Origin of the sequence: Acidovorax sp. LjRoot194, assembly GCF_964253015.1 — a bacterium.
Classification (GTDB): domain Bacteria; phylum Pseudomonadota; class Gammaproteobacteria; order Burkholderiales; family Burkholderiaceae_C; genus Acidovorax.
On the sequence record NZ_CAXUQB020000001.1, the window covers coordinates 308,903 to 324,241 of the forward strand.

The 15,339-nt window shown below is 55.7% G+C and carries 15 protein-coding genes and 2 pseudogenes; 11 read left to right on the forward strand and 6 right to left on the reverse strand.

Annotated elements, in window-relative coordinates; all coding sequences use genetic code 11:
• Positions 1 to 165: 165 nt before the first annotated feature.
• The 11 genes and pseudogenes from ACSQ3N_RS01425 to ACSQ3N_RS01475 all read left to right on the forward strand — a co-directional run.
• Positions 166 to 534: pseudogene (locus ACSQ3N_RS01425) on the forward strand (RHS repeat-associated core domain-containing protein); the annotation flags it as partial.
• Between the two features lie 359 nt (positions 535 to 893).
• Positions 894 to 1,517 (forward strand): hypothetical protein, encoded by a 624-nt coding sequence (locus ACSQ3N_RS01430; protein WP_436145413.1) that lies wholly within the window; start codon positions 894 to 896, stop codon positions 1,515 to 1,517.
• A 346-nt stretch (positions 1,518 to 1,863) separates the two neighbouring features.
• On the forward strand, positions 1,864 to 2,880 hold the full coding sequence (locus ACSQ3N_RS01435) for an RHS repeat-associated core domain-containing protein (protein WP_436145414.1): 1,017 nt from the start codon (positions 1,864 to 1,866) through the stop codon (positions 2,878 to 2,880).
• A gap of 7 nt (positions 2,881 to 2,887) precedes the next feature.
• The gene (locus tag ACSQ3N_RS01440; RefSeq protein ID WP_436145415.1) at positions 2,888 to 3,310 is read left to right on the forward strand and encodes a hypothetical protein; all 423 of its coding nucleotides are present in this window, start codon (positions 2,888 to 2,890) and stop codon (positions 3,308 to 3,310) included.
• A 318-nt stretch (positions 3,311 to 3,628) separates the two neighbouring features.
• A pseudogene (locus tag ACSQ3N_RS01445) lies at positions 3,629 to 3,991 on the forward strand (RHS repeat-associated core domain-containing protein); the annotation flags it as partial.
• 366 nt (positions 3,992 to 4,357) lie between these two features.
• Positions 4,358 to 4,684: a hypothetical protein gene (locus ACSQ3N_RS01450; protein WP_436145416.1), complete on the forward strand. Its 327-nt coding sequence runs from the start codon at positions 4,358 to 4,360 to the stop codon at positions 4,682 to 4,684.
• Between the two features lie 151 nt (positions 4,685 to 4,835).
• Positions 4,836 to 5,981: an RHS repeat-associated core domain-containing protein gene (locus ACSQ3N_RS01455; RefSeq protein WP_436145417.1), complete on the forward strand. Its 1,146-nt coding sequence runs from the start codon at positions 4,836 to 4,838 to the stop codon at positions 5,979 to 5,981.
• Positions 5,972 to 6,541, forward strand: a complete 570-nt coding sequence (locus ACSQ3N_RS01460) for a hypothetical protein (protein ID WP_436145418.1) — start codon at positions 5,972 to 5,974, stop codon at positions 6,539 to 6,541. Before ACSQ3N_RS01455 ends, ACSQ3N_RS01460 begins: the two co-directional genes overlap by 10 nt.
• A 168-nt stretch (positions 6,542 to 6,709) precedes the next feature.
• Positions 6,710 to 7,867 carry an RHS domain-containing protein gene (locus ACSQ3N_RS01465; protein WP_436145419.1) on the forward strand — a complete coding sequence of 386 codons (1,158 nt, stop codon included), beginning with the start codon at positions 6,710 to 6,712 and terminating at the stop codon, positions 7,865 to 7,867.
• Positions 7,868 to 8,163: 296 nt separating this feature from the next.
• Complete coding sequence (locus ACSQ3N_RS01470; protein WP_156371936.1) at positions 8,164 to 9,177, forward strand: hypothetical protein; 1,014 nt, start codon at positions 8,164 to 8,166, stop codon at positions 9,175 to 9,177.
• A 212-nt stretch (positions 9,178 to 9,389) separates the two neighbouring features.
• On the forward strand, positions 9,390 to 9,938 hold the full coding sequence (locus ACSQ3N_RS01475) for a hypothetical protein (protein WP_056163322.1): 549 nt from the start codon (positions 9,390 to 9,392) through the stop codon (positions 9,936 to 9,938).
• 412 nt (positions 9,939 to 10,350) lie between these two features.
• On the opposite strand, the gene ACSQ3N_RS01480 is transcribed toward ACSQ3N_RS01475, so the two are convergent.
• From ACSQ3N_RS01480 to lplT, 6 genes are all read right to left on the reverse strand, one after another.
• The gene (locus ACSQ3N_RS01480; protein ID WP_156371937.1) at positions 10,351 to 10,821 is read right to left on the reverse strand and encodes an OmpA family protein; all 471 of its coding nucleotides are present in this window, start codon (positions 10,819 to 10,821) and stop codon (positions 10,351 to 10,353) included.
• A gap of 238 nt (positions 10,822 to 11,059) precedes the next feature.
• Positions 11,060 to 11,560 carry a hypothetical protein gene (locus tag ACSQ3N_RS01485; RefSeq protein WP_056163327.1) on the reverse strand — a complete coding sequence of 167 codons (501 nt, stop codon included), beginning with the start codon at positions 11,558 to 11,560 and terminating at the stop codon, positions 11,060 to 11,062.
• Positions 11,542 to 12,096 (reverse strand): hypothetical protein, encoded by a 555-nt coding sequence (locus ACSQ3N_RS01490; RefSeq protein ID WP_156371938.1) that lies wholly within the window; start codon positions 12,094 to 12,096, stop codon positions 11,542 to 11,544. Before ACSQ3N_RS01490 ends, ACSQ3N_RS01485 begins: the two co-directional genes overlap by 19 nt.
• 246 nt (positions 12,097 to 12,342) lie before the next feature.
• On the reverse strand, positions 12,343 to 12,831 hold the full coding sequence (locus ACSQ3N_RS01495; RefSeq protein ID WP_436145420.1) for a glutathione peroxidase: 489 nt from the start codon (positions 12,829 to 12,831) through the stop codon (positions 12,343 to 12,345).
• Positions 12,832 to 12,878: 47 nt separating this feature from the next.
• Entirely contained in the window at positions 12,879 to 13,775 is an 897-nt protein-coding gene (locus tag ACSQ3N_RS01500; protein WP_056410280.1) for a DMT family transporter, read from the reverse strand.
• A 183-nt stretch (positions 13,776 to 13,958) separates the two neighbouring features.
• Complete coding sequence (gene lplT / locus ACSQ3N_RS01505; protein WP_056410278.1) at positions 13,959 to 15,263, reverse strand: lysophospholipid transporter LplT; 1,305 nt, start codon at positions 15,261 to 15,263, stop codon at positions 13,959 to 13,961.
• Positions 15,264 to 15,339 lie beyond the last annotated feature (76 nt).

A 15,339-nucleotide genomic window follows, 5' to 3' on the forward strand; every position in this document is an offset into this window, starting at 1 on the left:
CTGGCCGCCTGATCAGAAAGCGCATAGGCAGCCACACCGAACAGCACTACCACCAACCCACAGTGGGCGGACCGGTTCAACGTCGCTGCTGCTGCCAACGACGAGCCCGGCGGGTCAAGCACACCGAATGTGCGAGAAGGCGCCGGTGGCGAAGACATCGCCCAGGTGTATTACTTCCACACCCAGCCCAATGGGCTACCGGAGGAGCTGAGCGACAACAGCGGCAACCTGGTGTGGCGGGCGCAGTACACCACGTGGGGCAGCACGGTCCGTGAGGAGTGGCAGAGCTTTGACACGGCTGGCCGACCCCAGCAGCAACTGACGAGCCAGACGGCATCACTGCAGCAGAACCTGCGGATGCAGGGCCAGTACCTGGACAGAGAGACGGGGCTGCACTACAACACGTTCCGGTACTACGATGCGGACTTGGGGGCGTTTACTACGCCGGACCCCATTGGGCTCAATGGCGGGTTGAATCTGCATCAGTATGCGCCGAATCCGATTAGCTGGATTGATCCTTGGGGTTGGGAGAGGTGTGGAACAAATCACCCACTAAAGTGGAATGGGTCGCGTGACAGAGAAGGACTGACTCGTAAGGACCACGTTAGAAGGCATGGTGAGGATATCCCCAATAGAAATGTACCTCATGGAGTTTTTTCAGGAAACCCGATAAATCAGACTGCACAGGCATGGAAGATTGCCAAGGACCAGGGGGTTCAGCCGGTTGTTCAGCCAAACGGAAATCTTGCTTATACGGTCCCAATGCGAAATGCGGGGATTCAAGGAGGAAGTGCTAGTCATCCCGATCACGGAAAAGTTTTAAATAATGTTTTAATTATTACTAAGCCAAATTCCAATCAAGTTGTAACATCATATCCCGTTCTTTAATAGCTATGGAAAAAGTTTATTTTATACATCAAGATTCCAATCACTTAGAAAGACGAAGCGATGGTTTGAACTTGGTAATTGCGCCAAAAATCAGCGCAAATGATATTTGTTTTTATTGCAATGAATATGATTCTTTTGCATTATCAATAAGTGATTTTGAGAAAAATAAATTTGTTCCCGTGCCAAAGTCGATGAATTCTCATGCGGCAAATTTACAAGAAATATGTCATCAGGGATTTTCGGGTGCTGTTGATTTAATTGCCTCGTATAACGTTGAAAGTAATAATTATAAATATATTAACTTATTTTTAAAAGGGTCGCTTGGTGGAAGTGAAAAAATTGCATTTTTTTCTCTAAAGTCCAATGATAATCAGGCTGGGGTTTTTTGTAAGCTCCCGGATTTTTTCGATGAGAAGATATATTTTTACTCGCCTCCGGAGGGCTGCTTTTGGCATCGCCCGGAGGAATTTGGGTTGAAAAGTAAAGCAGCAAAATACAAGAGCAATAACGTCTCGCCAGCCTCTCTCTTAGATATATACGAGGCAGGCTATCTGGATTTAATTGTTGGAGTAAAGCAGTTCCTGCTTGCTCGCGAAGGGCTTGTGGAAAGCGATTCAATATGTTTTTAGTGGTTTAATGAATTTTGCGTTTGGCGAACGTAATGGTAATGGTGAAATAAATCATAATAAATAATTATCATTCGATTTTGGGTTTTATTAACAATGGTCTATTTTCGGCAAATGATTTTTAATAATTTAATTTGAAATTCTCAGGAATGCGCGGTGCCGAATATGCTTGGCGAGTTGAGCGATAGCTGGGTCACCCAGTGAGGACAGCGTAGTACAGCGCGTGGACAGCACTGACCAGTAGGAATGGCAGAGCGCAAGCTAAGTCTTCAGCTACCAATACGACGCCCTGGGCAGGCGCATCGCCAAGACAGACAGCTTTGGCACGACAGTGTTCACGTGGGAGGGAATGCGGCTGCTGCAGGAAAGCAGAGGCGCGCAGACCAGCACTTACATCTACGAGCCCGGCAGCTACGTGCCGCTGGCGCGCATCGACGGAAGCGGCAGCGTAGAACCGCACCCGGCCGCGGCGCATGCTCTGGGGGGAGATGCAGAACAAGGCAAGCAAGGCAGCGTGCCCACCACCAACCCACAGTGGGCGGACCGGTTCAACGTCGCTGCTGCTGCCAACGACGAGCCCGGCGGGTCAAGCACACCGAATGTGCGACAAGGCGCGGGTGGAGAAGACATCGCCCAGGTGTATTACTTCCATACCCAGCCCAATGGGCTACCGGAGGAGCTGAGCGACAACAGCGGCAACCTGGTGTGGCGAGCGCAGTACACCACGTGGGGCAGTACGGTCCGTGAGGAGTGGCAGAGCTTTGACACGGCAGGCAGACCCCAGCATCAACTGGCAAGCCAGACGGCATCCCTGCAGCAGAACCTGCGGATGCAGGGGCAGTACCTGGACAGAGAGACGGGGCTGCACTACAACACGTTCCGGTACTACGATGCGGACTTGGGGGCGTTTACTACGCCGGACCCGATTGGGCTCAATGGCGGGCTGAACCTGCATCAATACGCCCCTAATCCTGTAGTATGGGCTGATCCATACGGATTAACGTGCACTAAAGCATTTGCGAAAAGGCAGGGAATTACTGAAAGATGGGTCGGTAGTTTGACAGGCAAGAAGCCGAGTCAGGTGGACGCGTTGTTGAAAAAGAAAGGCTATACGGCAAGTACCCATCAGACAAGTCCGAATGCTACTCCGCATACCAGATATACCCGCACTAATAAAAATGGCAAAGTTGATGTGCTTGATTATCATCCGTGTGGCCCAAATGCAGTTCATAAGTCTGACTATTGGAAGGTCTACCGCGATGGCGAAGTGCAGGGGAGAATCGGTCATGGAACGTTCGGTAAATACGATAAAATTAAAGATAGTCCTCTTTATGTGGATGGCCAATTGAAAAATCCTTTGAATTAGGTGGGTTATGTTGATAAATGAAAAAATTGTCCCGGGTAAATCTTTGGGTGGAATTGATCTAAATTCTCACATAAATTCTGTTGTCAAAAATTTTTCTCTGGAATACAAGGTTGAAAAAAATAATGGAATTATGGTTTTGGATGATGGTTTAATTGTTGTCGGTTATGGCTTGGACGACGGGTTGGTTTATTCGGTTATGTGTGGAATAGATTATCCATACAAATACAATGAAAAACTGTGGGCAGGCATGACCGTTTCTGATGTGGTGAATAATTCGCAAAAGCAGGTCGCTTATGGTGGGTGTGTTGTAGTGGATGGAATAAACGGGATTGGGCTACCACTACCTCCAGGGATGGATGATTTTGAGCAAATTACCGACTTCTTGGAGCTAGACCACGTGTTTCAAAATTTATCTATTTTTAGGGTTTAGTGAGTTCAGGTACGTCGGGTACTTTCGTCACGACCCGGCGTGCTAACGGCATCAATGCGCTGGAGGAAAGCACCCTCAGCAGCCAAGGCAGAGGCTGGGTGCAGAACAACCGGGTCAAAGTGCTGCAGGACAAGCGCTACGACTACGACGGCTCTGGCCGCCTGATCAGAAAGCGCATAGGCAGCCACACCGAACAGCACTACCACCAACCCACAGTGGGCGGACCGGTTCAACGTCGCTGCTGCTGCCAACGACGAGCCCGGCGGGTCAAGCACACCGAATGTGCGAGAAGGCGCGGGTGGCGAAGACATCGCCCAGGTGTATTACTTCCACACCCAGCCCAATGGGCTACCGGAGGACCTGAGCGACAACAGCGGCAACCTGGTGTGGCGGGCGCAGTACACCACCTGGGGCAGCACGGTCCGTGAGGAGTGGCAGAGCTTTGACACGGCAGGCAGACCCCAGCATCAACTGGCAAGCCAGACGGCATCACTGCAGCAGAACCTGCGGATGCAGGGGCAGTACCTGGACAGAGAGACGGGGCTGCACTACAACACGTTCCGGTACTACGATGCGGACTTAGGGGCGTTTACTACGCCGGACCCGATTGGGCTGTTGGGTGGACTGAACCTGCATCAATATGCGCCGAATCCCATCGCCTGGGTTGACCCTTGGGGGTGGAAGAGCAAAAATTGCAATGGAGCGGGGCCTGAGTGGAAAAGCAGGCGAACGCAAAGTAGCGGAGATTCGGGTTTAAAGGATCACGCGCGACGCCACTCCGATATGTCTCCTAAACAGTATTTGGAGCATGGCAAACGAAACGTTACTGAAGGACGTGTGCTAACGGGAGGTAAATATCCTGATGCAAAATATCATGTTCGCAAGGTTGGAGACGACAAATATAGTATAACCATCACAGATAAAAATGGAAAAATCCTTTCGATTGATACGCCAAAACAAGGTGGCGCACCACTCACAAAACAAAAACTCGATGATTGGCTAAAAAATAGTGGTGTCACTGCCCCTAAAAATTTCTGGAACTGAGGCATGACTCTCGCTAGAATGTCGCAAATTAAATTATTACTGGAAGATGCTGGTTGGAGCATCATGTTGAATAATAAGGATTTGTACAAAGTTTTTGATGATCAAATAATTTGGCCTATTCGTTCTGCAGATGGTAAAAATCTAACAATTGTTTTTCAGTTGGTTGAGGATTTTGGAAATCGAACGGAGAGTTTGGCTGATCTATTCTTTTTTAAGATCGATCGACATGAAGAGGAATTTGTCTTTCGTAAAATAAAAAGTGATCAATGGCAAGAAGCCCTAAATCAATTTAATAAAAAAATAGCATCAATCGTCGCAAATTTGGATTAATGATTAATTGCAAATCAATAGATATTCGGTGCTTAATAAAAGCAGGATTGACTAAAGCAAATTTCGTCCGCTGATCAGAAAGCGCATAGGCAGCCACACCGAACGGCACTACCGCTACGACCACCAGCACAGGCTGACCCAGGTGGCGGTGGTGCGGGCAGGCAAAGACGGCCAGCCGCAAAGCCAGGTCTTCAGCTACCAGTACGACGCCCTGGGCAGGCGCATCGCCAAGACAGACAGCTTTGGCACGACAGTGTTCACATGGGAGGGAATGCGGCTGCTGCAGGAAAGCAGAGGCGCGCAGACCAGCACCTACATCTACGAGCCGGGCAGCTACGTGCCGCTGGCGCGCATCGACGGGGCTGGCGCCATAGAACCTCACCCAGCGGCGGCGCATGCCCTCGGAGGAGATGCAGAACAAGGCAAGCAAGGCAGCGTGCCCACGACCAACCCGCAGTGGGCAGATCGGTTCAACGTCGCTGCTGCTGCCAACGACGAGCCCGGCGGGTCAAGCACACCGAATGTGCGACAAGGCGCGGGTGGCGAAGACATCGCCCAGGTGTATTACTTCCATACCCAGCCCAATGGGCTACCGGAGGAGCTGAGCGACAACAGCGGCAACCTGGTGTGGCGGGCGCAGTACGCCACGTGGGGCAGTACGGTCCGTGAGGAGTGGCAGAGCTTTCACACGGCAGGCAGACCCCAGCATCAACTGGCAAGCCAGACGGCATCCCTGCAGCAGAACCTGCGGATGCAGGGGCAGTACCTGGACAGAGAGACGGGGCTGCACTACAACACGTTCCGGTACTACGATGCGGACTTGGGGGCGTTTACCACGCCGGACCCGATTGGGCTCAATGGCGGGTTGAACCTGCATCAATATGCGCCGAATCCGATTAGCTGGATTGATCCTTGGGGTTGGGCGTCGAAGGGGTATGACGTGTCAGGGCAGACCGCCGGCCACGACACTGTGAGTAGAGGGGCGCATGTGAACGTTCACGGTCCCGGACTGCCAAACGGCGGGGGGCATGTGGGTTTTGTTCCCAATGAGAAAGGTACTGGACTAACCATGACGCGAGAAGACGCCGCGACTCGAAATCTAAATGACAAACAGTGGGCGAAAGTCCAAGAGGCTGTCGGTAAGCACTTGGATAACCCCAAAGAAGTCGATCGCCTTTCAAAGATAGCGCAGATGGGAGTTGATAATAATCCTAAAGGCAATCGTGCTGGTGAGATGGCAAAAGTTAGAGATATAGCCCGACAGCACCACACTGCGGGCACGAATCCATGCCGTTGAAAGAAAAAATGTTAGCAGTTGTAGAAGAAATTTCTTCTGAGTACTCTTCTAAATTGTTTTTGTCAGGCGTGCAATGCCTAGATGTCGAAAGTGAATCTTATATTATTTATGTCGTTCAAAATAATGCGAGACCGAGCTTAAATAAATTTGCTGGATCTCGATTGGAAATAATTTTTGATGCGCAGCGCGATTTTGCTTTAAGTGGGCATTTTCTGAAGTTCCAAGGGAGGCACACCAAAATTGATTATATCGTGAAAAGGTTAAAACTTTCCTTGGCGAAATGTAATTTGTATTTTTCTGAGGATTTCGAGTATTTGTACGCTGTTGATGCAATTTCGGATTTGGTTGTTGAGTTTAATTTTAGATTGAGAAATTATTATGTAAAAGTCGTTTCCATGAAGACGAAATTTGGTAATGAAATGCAATCCTCTCTTATAACATCGCTTGAGGGTAAGTATTTGAGGTTTGAGGATTTAACGAAGCGCGCATCAAAGAGACAGTTTGACGCGGTTTGTAAAATTCTAAATGCAGTAGAACGCAGCCGAAAGGCCGGAATATAGCATCAGCCTCCAAATGAAAATGAGTGGGCAAGGATGCAACTGTTGCAAAATATTTATTTAATGCAATCGAAGCGATGAAGCAGTAAGTGGATCAAAAACTGCGCGGACTGCGCATGCAACTTAAGAATTAGATATGACATCGGGAGCATTTGGTCGCCATTAGCACAATTGGTCAGCCAGCCCGAGCGCAACGAACACTTCCACTACGACCTGGTGGGCAACCGCATCAACGCGCTGGAAGAAAGCAATCTCAGCAGCCAAGGCAGAGGCTGGGTACAGAACAACCGGGTCAAGGTCCTGCAGGACAAGCGCTACGACTACGACGGCTTTGGCCGCCTGATCAGAAAGCGCATAGGCAGCCACACCGAACAGCACTACCGCTACGACCACCAGCACAGGCTGACCCAGGTGGCCGTGGTGAGGGCAGGCAAAGACGGCCAGCCGCAAAGCCAGGTCTTCAGCTACCAGTACGACGCCCTGGGCAGACGCATCGCCAAGACGGACAGCTTTGGCACGACAGTGTTCACGTGGGAGGGAATGCGGCTGCTGCAGGAAAGCAGAGGCGCACAGACGAGCACCTACATCTACGAGCCCGGCAGCTACGTGCCGCTGGCGCGCATCGACGGAAGCGGCAGTGTAGAACCGCACCCGGCGGCTGCGCACGCCCTGGGGGGAGATGCGGAACAAGGCAAGCAAGGCAGCGTGCCCACGACCAACCCACAGTGGGCAGATCGGTTCAACGTCGCTGCTGCTGCCAACGACGAGCCCGGCGGGTCAAGCACACCGAATGTGCGAGAAGGCGCCGGTGGCGAAGACATCGCCCAGGTGTATTACTTCCACACCCAGCCCAATGGGCTACCGGAGGAGCTGAGCGACAACAGCGGCAACCTGGTGTGGCGGGCGCAGTACACCACGTGGGGCAGCACGGTCCGTGAGGAGTGGCAGAGCTTTGACACGGCTGGCCGACCCCAGCAGCAACCGGGAAAAAAAACGCAAGGGGATATCCCGGGGGAGTGTGGAGGTCAACCTGTGGGTGGGTTTTACGCAATTAATGCGCTAAACAAAGTTGGTTGCACAAATATGGCTGTCAGTGAATATTATATTTCTAATTTTGATTTGAATAATCCGCAGTATGATTTCGACTATCAGGTTCTCTATGATGAAATGGGCGGTTTGGATATCGCCATTTGCGCTGAAATGCCCAGGGAGTTGGTTGTAAGCAAAACGCTTGTGGATAAAATTAAAATAAATAAAATTAAGGGTTTTGTTTTGTATTCGACCTTGGATATGACCATGAAAAATAGGTCGATATTCTTGAATATATAAGTCTCACGTTATGCAGAACGTTTCTTTTTCGTTAGAGACACACGGTTGATTAAGACGGGGATGGAAACGTCGGTGCCAAACAAGCTGAGCTATTACAGTGGCAGCTTGGCACGCTATGGGCAGCACGGGCTGGGAAGAGATTCGGCACAGCTGGCCAACCCGGTATCAATAGGGGAGCGATACCGCATCACTCCAGTAGGACCTGGCGATGTTTTGAAAGTATCTAGACATGGACGTTGGGCTGTACTATAAAATATTCCGGTGCGGTGATGCATTCCAAAAAGCCGATATAAAAAATGGAAATTATTAGCTATTTCTATCAATCATCTAAACACTTGTCTGAAGCGCGATTGGATATTTTGCGTGGCGGGCGAATGGAATTTGTTGATATATTTGGCTTTCTGAATCTTTTTGATTTTGACTATAGATGCGTATTGATCATTGAATGCGTTGATTCGTTGTTGGAAAGTAGTAGAAAATATATTAAGGGTAGTCCGGTCTACTATCGAAATTATGAGGTTGATTTGCAGGCGGATATTGCGTTTTCCAATCTGACTGCAGATGTCGATTTGCCATTGACAGTTAAGCGTGGTGGGAGCTTTGACTTGCATGTCTCTGCGTCTCGATATGTGCCATTGATTGGTATGAATTGCACAAGCGAGGAGTATGAGAAGAGAGGGGTCGCGTACTCCGAAATAATCTTTATTCATCTAACCTTCTGCAAAAGAAAAAGTGTCGCGACTCCAAGTCTGGAAGCAAGTCAATTCATTTACGAAAGCTATGATCAACTGGGCTTCGTTGGCATGGATGAAGCGCTGTTTAATAATTTTATCGTCGAAAGACTAGGGCGAGGAAAACACGATCTTTTGCACAGTTTCACAACTACCGAGATTGCAAATGAACTCTTCCATGCTGGATTGATGATCCTTTGTTGGGGGATAACTCCGTGGGTTTATATGATCAACTCACTTGATAGTGATGAGGTCAGCATGTCTTTTACTGCAGGATTACCTGTGTGCCAAAGTGGATCCTATGTTTTTCAAGAAAAAATCAAAGAGATATCCATCGTGCCTGGAACTGCATTGAAGGGGTGGGATACTGAGTCTCAAGGCACTTGGCCAAAATTAAAATTGAATGGCGCGGGAGGGGTCGTCAAGGTTGACCTCTGTGTTGCAAAAGCCATTAACCCCTACGATACTTCCGTGCCAGATTGCTTGCCGATGCCATTCTTCAATTTGAATCGGATTGACGTCGCCTTGGCAGAATCTGTGCCCATTCTTTCGGCTGACATCGAGTCCTGCATGTCATAAATCTGAATGGGGTGGCAACGTTCTCATGGGTGAGGCATCCCGATGCAATCAGTGCAGATGGGGTGTGAATTTAGCATTCGAAGATCACAAGCATATGGCTGATATAATTTCCGAGTCAAAGTCATTTTGAAAACGGCCACGATCAATGGACCGTGTCGAAATTTTTGCCAGTGCTTCGATCTTGAATTTCATAAGCCCCCCAGGAGTAATTTTTGACCAGTAAATCCCATCTGAATTTTTCTGAATCCCTCGCAGAACAATTTAAAGCCACACTCAATGCCAAGACGGACTGGACTGGAATCTCTTGGCAGGACATGGAAACCGCCATCGGCCCAAATGCCGATAAATATCGGGCGCTGTGGGACCGGGTCACCAGCACCGAAAAGAAAGGTGTGTTTGCCCATTTCAGCCCGTGCTGGACGGGCATTCCCTTTCTGGGCGTGAGCTGGGCTGTGTCCAGGCGCATGTACCCGCTGGCGGCCATGCTGTTGCTGGCGTTGCTGGTCTTGAATCTCGCGTTTCCGGGCGAGAGCGGTGCGGCCAGGGCGTTGGGGGTTGCGATTCTTGTGTCGTTCACCCACAAGAACACCTACCTGCGCTGGATGGCCCATTGCATCCGCCGCATCGATGCGCAGGGGCTGGCTGGGCCGGAGCGTGATGCAGCGCTGCGCGAAGTGGGTGGGTTGGACCAGAAGTCCGGGTGGATCGCCGCAGGCGTCTTGATCTTGGTGGCGGTGGTGTTCGGTGTCGTTTTCAGCTAGAGGGCGAGTCCAACTACGGTTGCTGGCGGACGCCGGAAAGGGGGCGGCCTCTTCCCCAGCACATCAATTCAAGGAGCGCTGCGCGCAGATGGACGCGAGCTGCGGCTGACCCCCGGACGCGCTGGCGCTGAGGTGTAGTCAGGGGCGGCACGATTCGTGCTCAGCGCGGCGCCGATGCAGCGCGCTTGCCTGACGAATACCGAGCCGGATCTGCCCGCAGCGTGGTAGGGGCGGTCTCCACAACTCAGTCCTGTGGCAGGCAGTTAGGTCAGGGTGGTCCGAAGGCCGGCGAGAACCGCCGCAGAGCATGCATCCGTCGGGTGCAATCGGCTGAGCGTGCATGGACCCCTTGCGCGATCGGCCACGAGAACCTTCGTGCTGCAGCGCTGTGGCCCGCAGCGCACCCGGCCTCTTACTTTGCCGTGATCTTGACCGCGTGCAGGGCCTGTGTCGTGTTGAACTTCACGCGGATCGACTTGGCGGGTACGCCTTGCTTGATAAGTTCATTGCGCACTGCCATGGCGCGCATCAATGCGATTTCGCGTGCGTCCACGGGGGCGTCCTTCCGGTGGCAGTACCCAGTGATCTCCAGGCGTTCATTGGGCTCCCGCGTGGACGCCAGGCGGGTCAGGATGGCCTGGGTTTCGGGCGACAGTTTCACCTGCGTCGGTTTGAACTCAGCGACGATGCCGTCGGCGGGCAGGCGCGGCTCTTCCGGGGCGGGTGCGGGCGCTGCTTCGGGCGGAGGTGGTGGTGGCTCCGCCGCGGGCGTTGCGGCTGTGACTTCGGGTTCAGGCGCGGGCGCCGGTGTCTCTGCGCAACCGGCCAGGAGCAGCGCTGCCGCGGTGAGCAGACCCCAGGGAACAAAGCGTGTGTGAAGCATGAACATACCTATCAAAGAGAACAAAGGAAAAGATGCGAGCACAGGTACCGTCGTGCGCTGCAACTTGGCGCCGTGATGCCATGGTCCCGCTGGTGTTTTGTGCGGTGGTGCCCCAAGCTGTTTGCAGCGCTGCCACGGTACGGGATTGCCGCCCCTCGCGACAGGCTCAGTGGGCGCGGCGGCCAGCCAAGGCGAGCGCTTGCGCCGTGGCACCGCCGGACCCAGGCCCCGGCCCGGCTCACTGCACCAGTTGCCAGAAGGTGACCTGCGCAAACTTGGCGTCGTTGGCCCAGGGGTCCCAGATGGTCTTGTCGCCCCGGCTCTTGGCGCCGGGCCACGATCCCAGGGACGTGGACATCGCCGGCGCGTAGCTGCCCCGGGTGCGCAGGGTTTCTGACTTGCCTTCGCGGGTGTAGGTGTAGCCGCCGGCCGTGGTGTCGGGCCCGGGGTACACAACGATCACGTGTCCGTTGGACGCCTCTGACTTTCCGCCCACAACGAGGACACCCTCGCGCGCCAAGCGCCCCACCTGTCCTGCTGGCACGATCTTCCAGTGCGCATGTCCTCGCATGTGCTCGACGAGCGCGTTGGCGCTCAGCCAGGCCTGGTTGGGCAGGTACTGCTTGATGACATGCCAGACGGCATGGCTGCAGGAGTTGGGGTACAGCGCATAGGCGGAGTCGCAGGCCTGCTTGAGCTTGCTGACGGATGGCGCGGTGTCTACGACGTCGGTGGGCACGAGGTTTTGTCCTGAGAGGGGTGGGTGTTCTTGGCGGCATAGCCGCCGGAGCGGGGATTCCAGTGCAGGCTGGGAAGCGTGGCATCGCCGCCGACCGCGGGGGATTTCACGGCCAAGCGCAGCTCGTGCGGCACACCGCGCTGCCAACGCCCGGCGCTGATGGTGAGTTCCTGCGGGGGGTCTACCGGAAAGAGGTGGGCAATGCGGCCCAGGCACCGTCCGGTCTCGTCAATGAGCATCGGCAGCGGAAAGTTCTGCCAGGGTGCGTCCGCCGGCAGGCTCTTGTAATAGTCGTCGGTGAAGACACTGAGCAATCGCACCTTGGCCACCGCAGCGGACGGGCCGGACTGGCGTGCAATGTTGCAGACGCGGACCGCTGCGCGGTAGGGCGTCATGTCTGCGGGTAAGCCCATGCCTTGCTCCACCGGCAGGCACGCCGTCGGGGCAATGGTCACAAAGTCATGGGCCTGTGAGGCGCAGGCCGATGCGAACGACGCCGTGAACAAGCAAGCGCGCCACCAAGCGGATGCGGACATGAAGGAAGGTCTCCCAAGCAGCAGAACATGCGGTGGGTGCTCTGCGTCACCCTGAAACGACGCCGAGTGTCGCTGCAGATGCTTGCTGTTTTGAAGTCAACCGACCGATTGGCAACCGCTTGATTCAGCTTTCACAAAATCCTACAGCCCGCATCATTCGGTAACTGAATTGGAGTCGAGTTCGCTATCTGCAGCACATCCTGCTTTGTGCCCTGGCCACGGAGGGGTCGAGCGCCATGGCCCGGCTCAAGCCAGCGCCGCCTCGATATCCCCCGCCAGCTTCTTGGGCGCATCTTGCGGCGCATAGCGCCGTATCACCCGCCCATCCTTGCCCACCAGAAATTTGGTGAAGTTCCACTTGATGGCCTTGCTGCCCAGCAAGCCGGGGGCTTCGGCGGAGAGCCATTGGTACAGCGGGGAGGCGTTGGCGCCGTTCACATCGATCTTGGCCATCATCGGAAAGCTCACGCCGTAGTTGAGCTGGCAGAAGCTGGCGATTTCGTCGTTGCTGCCCGGGTCCTGGCTGCCGAACTGGTTGCACGGAAAGCCGAGCACCACCAGGCCTTTGTCGGCGTACTGCTTGTGCAGTTCTTCGAGGCCGCCGAATTGGGGCGTGAAGCCGCAGGCGCTGGCCGTGTTCACGATCAGCAGCACCTTGCCCTGGTACTGCGATAGCGGCACGGTCTGCCCGTTCATCTGCTGGGCTTCAAAGTCGTAGATGTTGTGGTCGGGCATGGCGCAGGCTCCTGAGGGTGGAAGGAAGACGCACCATGGTAGTTCTTTCAGTGCGGCGCCGCGCCGGGCCGGCGGAACTGCAGTGCCGCCAGCAGCGATGCCAGCAGGATCAACGCGCCGCCCACCACCGTGCGGGGCGTGAGGGTGGCGGCGCCCAGCAGGGCCGATGACACGCTGGCGAACATCACCTCCGACAGCATCACCAGCGCCGTGGTGCCGGCCGCCAGGCGCGCGGCGCCGAACTGCAGGGCCCAGTTGCCCAGCATGAGCACACCGGCCAGCAGCAGCGCGGTGACAAGCCAGGTGCTGTTCACCGCCGGGAACGGCTCGACCACACCCAATTGCAGCCCCACGCAGGCCACGGCCAGCGCCATCAGCATGCAGCCACCGAACATCGAGAACATCCGCGCCGGCCCCGGCACGGCGTGCAGGCGGCGCAGCGTCACGTTGGTCAGCGCGAACATGAAACCCCCCAGCAGCGCCAGGCCGTCGGCCAGCGACAGGTTCTGCAGCAGCCGTGCGGCGGGCGCGCCCTCGGGCAGCAGCACCAGCACCACGCCGGCAAACGCCAGCGCCAGGCGCAGCAGCGCCGAGGCCGTGGGGCGCTCGCCCAGGATCCTCCAGGCCAGCAGCACGGCCCAGGCGGGCATCAGATAGAACAGCAGGATCACGCGCACCACGTCGCCAATGGTCACGGCCCAGTTGAACGCCACATTGTTCAAGCCCGAGCTCAGCGCCAGCAGCCACAACGCAGGATGCGCCCGCACCTGCGCCAGGATGCCCGGCCGCCAGGCCAGCAGCCCCATCAGCACCACCGCATACATGAACGCCGTGGCCCACAGCGGGTGCAGCCCCGCCCGGTGCATGTGCTGAAACGGCCACCACGCCAGCCCCCAGACAAAGGCATTGAACAGCAGGGCAGCAAAGGGCAGACGCGATGGCATGAGAAAAGAATGGGCCGCTACCGCACAACAGATAAGCGCAAGCAGCTATGAAATTGATAGTAAATGATGCGCCCTCAAAAACTGGCGCGCCCTAAAAACCCGTGCACCCGTGGATCTGGCTCCGCCAGTCCACCGGGTGCGTCCCCCTCCGGGGGAAGCGGCGCAGCCGCTCAGGGGGGCTTCTCAGTGATGCGCGTCGTGCCGCGCAATGTGCAGCAGGTGCTCCACCTCTTCGCGGTGGTGAATGCAGTTGTTCTGGTGCCAGCGCCGGATCAGCCACATCACGCCCGCCACCACCAGACCGAACGCGGTGATGGCGCCGAACACCGACAGGCCCAGCTTGAGCGACAGGCTGTAGAAAGCGCCCAGCGCCAGGATGCAGGCCTGCTCGTTGAAGTTCTGCACGGCGATGGAGCGGCCCGCGCCCATCAGGTTGTGGCCCCGGTGCTGCAGCAGCGCGTTCATGGGCACCACGAGGTAGCCGCCCAGCCCGCCCAGCACGATGAGGAACGGTATCGCCACCCAGATGTTGTTGATGAACACCATCAGGATCAGCAGCAGCCCCATCGCAATGCCCAGCGGGATCACCTTGGTGGCGACATCCAGGCGCATGCGCATCGACGCGACCACTGCGCCCACGGCGGTGCCGATGGCGACCACGCCCGTGAGGGCCGAGGCCTGCGTGGTGTTGTAGCCCAGTGCCACGGCGGCCCACGCCAGCACGATGAACTTGAGATTGCCGCCCGCGCCCCAGAACAGCGTGGTGGTGGACAGCGAGATCTGGCCGAGCTTGTCGCGCCACAGGCGGCTGTTGCAGGCCCAGAAGTCCGGCAGCAGGCTGAGCGCGTTGGACAGCACGCCGCGCGACGGGTCGGCACGCATGGGGCGCATCTCCACGCCGGTGTGCGGGATGCGGGTGTTGAACCAGGCGGCCAGCGCATACACCGCGATCAGCGCGGCAATGGCCGATTCGGCAGGCGTGTCCACACCCGTGTCGATGAACGGAATGTCAAGACCCAGCAGCATGGAAGACAGGTGGTGGCCCACCAGCTGGCCGCCGAACAGCACGCCCAGGATGATCGAGGCGATGGTGAGCCCCTCGATCCAGCCGTTGGCCTTGACCAGCTGCGACGCGGGCAGCAGCTCGGTCAGGATGCCGTACTTGGCCGGGGAGTAGGCCGCGGCACCGAGGCCCACCACCGCGTAGGCGATGAGCGGGTGCGAGCCGAACAACATCATCAGGCAGCCCACCACCTTGATGGCATTGCTGACGAACATCACCTTGCCCTTGGGCAGGGCGTCGGCGAAAGCGCCCACGAAGGGCGCCAGCACCACATAGAACAGCGCGAACATGGGGACCAGCGCAGCGCGCTGCCATTCCGGGGCGCCCTCTGAGCGCAGGAGTTCCACGGCGGCGACGAAAAGTGCGTTGTCGGCCAGCGAGCTGAAAAACTGCGCCGACATGATGGTGTAGAAACCGCGCTTCATCGAATGGCTGTTGGTGCATCAGTTCGGCTGATGCCCTGTTAAAAGTGGGGAACCCTGGCAAGTGACAGACGGTTAT

Bases quoted from the DNA above. Each gene is read 5' to 3' on its own strand.
- ACSQ3N_RS01430 (WP_436145413.1), top strand. From the start codon at position 894: ATGGAAAAAGTTTATTTTATACATCAAGATTCCAATCACTTAGAAAGA.
- ACSQ3N_RS01435 (WP_436145414.1), top strand. From the start codon at position 1,864: ATGCGGCTGCTGCAGGAAAGCAGAGGCGCGCAGACCAGCACTTACATC.
- ACSQ3N_RS01440 (WP_436145415.1), top strand. From the start codon at position 2,888: ATGTTGATAAATGAAAAAATTGTCCCGGGTAAATCTTTGGGTGGAATT.
- ACSQ3N_RS01450 (WP_436145416.1), top strand. From the start codon at position 4,358: ATGACTCTCGCTAGAATGTCGCAAATTAAATTATTACTGGAAGATGCT.
- ACSQ3N_RS01460 (WP_436145418.1), top strand. From the start codon at position 5,972: ATGCCGTTGAAAGAAAAAATGTTAGCAGTTGTAGAAGAAATTTCTTCT.
- ACSQ3N_RS01470 (WP_156371936.1), top strand. From the start codon at position 8,164: ATGGAAATTATTAGCTATTTCTATCAATCATCTAAACACTTGTCTGAA.
- ACSQ3N_RS01480 (WP_156371937.1), bottom strand. From the start codon at position 10,821: ATGCTTCACACACGCTTTGTTCCCTGGGGTCTGCTCACCGCGGCAGCG.
- ACSQ3N_RS01490 (WP_156371938.1), bottom strand. From the start codon at position 12,096: ATGTCCGCATCCGCTTGGTGGCGCGCTTGCTTGTTCACGGCGTCGTTC.
- ACSQ3N_RS01495 (WP_436145420.1), bottom strand. From the start codon at position 12,831: ATGCCCGACCACAACATCTACGACTTTGAAGCCCAGCAGATGAACGGG.
- ACSQ3N_RS01500 (WP_056410280.1), bottom strand. From the start codon at position 13,775: ATGCCATCGCGTCTGCCCTTTGCTGCCCTGCTGTTCAATGCCTTTGTC.
- lplT (WP_056410278.1), bottom strand. From the start codon at position 15,263: ATGAAGCGCGGTTTCTACACCATCATGTCGGCGCAGTTTTTCAGCTCG.